This window comes from Methanomicrobium sp. (assembly GCF_055145805.1).
In genome coordinates, this window is sequence record NZ_JBSREC010000018.1 from 1 (window position 1) to 5,295 (window position 5,295).

Genomic DNA, 5,295 nt, shown 5'->3' on the forward strand with positions numbered 1-5,295 from the left:
TGCTCTTCCGATCTGCTTTTATACACATGCCCTGAGAGGCTATTTAAGGAGTTTGAACTTCCCGGGTTTAAGATTGGTGAGGTCGTTGAAAATAAAGGTGTCAGGGTTTCCGGCACGGATGCAAAAAGATCCGGGTATTCACACACCTGGGAATAAAAACAAATATCAGGAGGTTTTTTCTTTGCCAGCAGGTTTCTGTTTTTACGCTCCCTGAATAAAAATTAGTGATCTCCGTCAGAAATTGTCGTTGCCGGTCCAAACATCTTACTCATCTAAAATATTATAAAAAAAATCCAGAAAATTTATCGGAAAGTAAAATTAGATGTTTTACTGAATGGTCAAAAATAATTTTTTATTAATACGACAGGGAGTATGCCTCTTTGAAAATCCCGGAAGCAGTCTCCATGAAAATAAAATGCGACCTCTACTAAAATTATGCATGGAAACGGCAGGATATGGGCAGGAATTCATTTAAACAGGCAATTTTAATATGCGCAATTATATTTGCGATGGCAGTATTTATTGCACCTGTATCGGCCGGGACTCTCTATCCGACCATTACGATTGACAACACAAGTAATACACCAACGATCGCACAAGCGCTTCTTAATGTCGCCAGTGGCGGAACAATCATCCTGCAGCATGGGATATATTTTGAGCATGATTTAAATCTTAACGGAAGTGCTACTGTAAAAGCTAACACCGCAGGCTACGGTGCGGAAAACCCAATAATCGATGCTCAGGGTATGGGAAGGATCTTTAACGCAGGTAGTCATTTGCTTACTCTTGAGGGCCTTACTCTCAGGAACGGGAACATAATCTCCGGCAACGGCGCCGGGGTCAATTCCAGTTCCGCTGTTACTGTCACATCGTGCCGTTTCATTAACTGCTCTGCTAGTAATGGCGGCGGTGGTGCAATCTATGCCTCTTACGGTAACATCTTAACCACCTCGTCTTCGTTCACTGACTGTTCGGCAGGTTTATCATATTGGGTTGGCGGGGGTGCAATTTCTTCTGGAACCGGCAACATATCTGCCACCTCCTCTTCATTCACCGACTGTTCGGCAATTTGTGGCGGCGGTGCAATATTTTCTACCTCCGGTAACGCATATGCCACCTCCTCTTCATTTACCAACTGCTCTACAAGTAATGGCGGTGGTGCAATATGTACCGACAACATGATTTCCTCTGCTCTCTCTTCGTTCATCAACTGCTCGGCAGATGAGGGCGGTGCAATCTGTGCATGGGATGTTTCAGTTGAATCTTCTGCATTCACCGACTGCTCGGCAGTTTCTAGTGGTGGATCAATCTTTTGCGGTGGTATTTACCCCCCGTGTGGCAACAGCAATTTTCTGTCCTCTTCATTCATCAACTGCTCAGTAGGTTCGGGAGGTCAGGGAGGTGCGATATATTCCCTCTGCGATTCAGCTGAAATGCATTTCTCAAGGATTATCAACTGCAATGCAGGGACGGCAGTTTTCAACGGCGGCACCGGAACTTTTGATGCGGCAGACAACTGGTGGGGTACGAACGGAGACCCGTCAGCGTTTACGAGCGGAACGGTTGATACCGGCTCCTGGCTTGTCCTCGGTGCGACAGCCAACCCTGCTGCCATAAATACGGGTGAGAACTCTGTAATCCGTGCGAACATGACATCCAACATGACTGTAGGCGGCGGAAGTTTTGATACTTCAGCGGGCGGCAGGTTTGTTCCGGACGGGATACCTGTTGCGTTTGCGGTTACAGGCGGTTTTGGGAATTTATTGGTTTTGGGGGGAACCATAACATCAGGTGCAAACGAGACCGTTTTTACGCCGTCTGACTCAGGGATGGTGATAGTCAGTGCAAAGGTGGACGATCAGACCGTTTATGTTCCTATAACAGTCTCCCCCGCAGCTTCGTTTTCGGCGTCACCACTAACAGGTACAGTACCGCTCAATGTACTATTCACTGATTCTTCGACCGGGACACCTACGGCATGGAACTGGTCATTTGGAGATGGTGAATGGTTCAATACAACCACATCCTCAAATCCGGTTCATAAATATAATTCGACCGGAACGTACACAGTCAGCCTGACGGTCAGCAACGGATGGGGCAGTAATACTTTCTCACGCACGGACTACATCACCGTGAGCTCCCCGGCGACCTCATCCGGCGGAGGCGGATCAAACAGAGATACCGGAACGGGCTATACAACCAGTCTTAAAGCGGAAGGCAGTGCATCCTTTACAATGGATAAGGGGGCAGTTTACATAGTCGTGATAAACGCCGGGAATGACATTCAGGAAATAATGATAACTGTCCAAAAGACAGGCTCGGTTCCATCGTCTGTCGATGCTCCAGATACGGACGTTTACGAGTATGAGGACATGACAATTTACTATGCCGAAAATTCCGATCTTTCAGGGGGGACTTTCTATTTCAAGGTCAAAAAAAGCTGGTTTGAATCGAACGGGTACACTCTCGGCGATATCGTGATGCTCCACTACAACGAGGAGACCGGCGTTTGGGAAGAGCTTGAAACCACCTTCACCGGCGAAGACGGGACATACTATTATTATAGTGCAGAAACACCGTCCTTTTCGTGGTTTGCAATCGCAGAGTCTGACGGTGCAACAATAATTCCCGAAGGGACACAGACTGCTGTAGCAACACAAATTCAGACACCTGTCAGCACGCCGGTAAGCTCTCCTTCTAAACCCGCAGATGCGGCAAAATCCCCGGAAGATTCTTCACAGGAATCATCATCACTGAGTTCTTTGATTCTGCCTCTTCTGGTAATTGCTTTGATTATATTTATTATAGCTGTGGTTGTAGTCAGGCAAAGACGGGAAAAGTATCCCGACTGGTGGAACAGGGAATTGAAATAAAAATTCTTTTTTTTCATTGTGAATTCTGAACAAGGACTGTTTTGCCTCGTTTTAATTTTTTTTAGATTTTTGTGTAGTTTATGTATCTTTCTCCGCGGTTCCCCGGCACCGGATAAGGAGAGATTAGTTTTGATTATAAAACTGAAGAGTGCCTGATGAAAAAAAAGGCGGGGGGTTTGTTTTGGTTTTAGGTTTAAATCGATTTTTCTCACAGAACTCTTAACATACTGAAAATTCATAAAAAATCAAGGGATTTTAAATGAACACTAATCTTCTGTTTGTATTAATCGCAATAGCAGCGATTATATTTGTTATTTGTCCGGCAGGAGCGGAAGCGAACGCCGTGCAGTCGGATGAAGTTGAGAATGAAATGATGACAATTATGTCATCGGGAGACGGTTCATACTATATTGGTGAAGAGATCATGTTCTCCGGGAAGAACACTGAATCTGATTCTACTTACCTGTTTATCACCGGACCAAACCTTAACCCTAACGGCCAGAAATTTAATGAATTTAATAAAGTGGCAATAACCGGAGACGAGGACACTTTTAATATGGCTACGGTTGCAGAAGGCGGCACATGGAAGTACGCGCTGGATACCAATGGCCTCGATTTTGATCCGGGTACTTACACCATATATGCCGTCACAGAACCCAGGAACAAGACGAATCTCTCAGCCGGAATATATGACACAGTATCAATTGTTATAAAAAAGCCTTTTATTACAGCAAAAGTCTCTAAACCAAATATTACAGCAGGCGAAGAAGTGGTAATTACCGGCACTGCTGAAGGAAATCCGACTTCGGTCGGCATATGGGTCTTTGGCTTTGATTACTGGAACGGTGCTGAATCAGGATCAATGGTGACAGTAGCACCTGAAGATGACGCCTCATTTAAGTATGTAATCAAAGGAGACGAAACCGCGAAGATGGATGCAGGGGAATATTCCGTCATTGTTCAACACCCTATGTATAATAACAACCTCGATATCATTGCAAAACAGGGTTCTGATAAAGATACAGTTTATGTAATGGAAAGTGAGTCTGCCGGAGGGAATTCTGATCCGTTATTTATCATCCGGGGCAATTCAGCACTAAGAGGTTCTGATGCAGCAGATGCGCTTGTCGAATCGATAAATTCAGCTTATATTGATGACTCATATGCAAAAAAGTGCACCTTCCAGATAGAAGAAAAACAGTCTGAAAAAGATCAGCCTGAAGGAGAACAGCCAGAAAACAACCCAGAAAATAATTCACCCGGAGCCTTTGAAGCATTTATAAATTTTATAGCCGGCATACTGGGATAGACCTGATCTCAAATGAATCCGGGCCGGGGGGCTGATGCCCCCTGTTTTTTTTCCGGTTTCCAATTTTTCTGTTACAGAAAATAAAAAAAATCGTGATCTCCGGCAGGAATTGTTATCCAAATAATCCGGACACATCCACTTTTTAAATTTTATAAAATAATTGCAATAGGTTTATGGAAAAATAACCATTTTGACGACTTTTTTTAAGAGTGGAGGAACTTTATTTTATCAGCTAATAAAATCAAAAAATCCGCTTATCCTGAATTATTCTGATACCTAAAAAAAAGAAACAAGTACGGTTTTATAAGTATCCCTGCACTAAAACTACATAACAGCATGCCTGAAAAAAAATTAATTCTTACTCCTCCCGGATGCGGCCTTAAAAGAGCAATTGAGCTTTTCAAAACAGAATACAGGGATTCACCACTGAGTACATACCTTCTTCTGCCAACAGAGAGGCTGGCAAATACTGTCAGAGAGACTCTCTTAAAAGACGGCCTATCTGTTGTTGAAAACGCTGTTACCACCCCGGAAAAATTTGCAGAAAGTATTGCAGGTAAGAACAAAGATTTCAGGCTTATATCAGATGAGGAGGCCAAAATGCTTCTTCTAAAGATTATAAAAAATAACAGTGACTATATCGGGGCGATTTCTCCTTCAAAGGAGTTTTCATCGCGGCTTTTAAATGATATCTATGCACTCATAAAAGTAATATTCGAGCAGGAGACAGATTACAGACATGTATTCTCATCAGGCAGTCAGGCAAAAAACAGAGCACTTGTTTCAATAACAGATGATTACAGAAGATTTTTGAAATCAAAAAAACTGATCCCCCCTGAAGGTATATGGAAAGAGGCCTCCCTTTTTCTAAAAGAAAAAGGTTTTTCAAACGATAATCCGGTTATTTTCTTTTTCGGCCTTTATGAACCTCTGCCGGCCGTAAAATCATTTATTCTTGCCTGTGCATCACAAAGCAGAAATTCGGTATACTTCATGCCATTCTGCACAAATCCGAAAGTATGCTTTGATGACGGCGAGTGGTTCGGTGCTGATATAAAGGAAGAGGAAAAGTCCATAAAGGATGGATATACGAAAATTTTTGCAGGTGAAAAG

Annotated in this window: 3 protein-coding genes; all 3 read left to right on the forward strand. The window is 43.3% G+C overall.

The window, feature by feature from the left end; genetic code table 11:
• Nucleotides 1-455: 455 nt before the first annotated feature.
• On the forward strand, nucleotides 456-2,873 hold the full coding sequence (locus tag ACTB1O_RS01180) for a PGF-pre-PGF domain-containing protein (RefSeq protein ID WP_462993313.1): 2,418 nt from the start codon (nucleotides 456-458) through the stop codon (nucleotides 2,871-2,873).
• A gap of 259 nt (nucleotides 2,874-3,132) precedes the next feature.
• Nucleotides 3,133-4,182, forward strand: a complete 1,050-nt coding sequence (locus tag ACTB1O_RS01185) for a hypothetical protein (RefSeq protein WP_462993314.1) — start codon at nucleotides 3,133-3,135, stop codon at nucleotides 4,180-4,182.
• Nucleotides 4,183-4,518: 336 nt separating this feature from the next.
• Nucleotides 4,519-5,295: hypothetical protein (locus ACTB1O_RS01190; protein ID WP_462993315.1), on the forward strand; the 777-nt coding region annotated here is incomplete at its 3' end.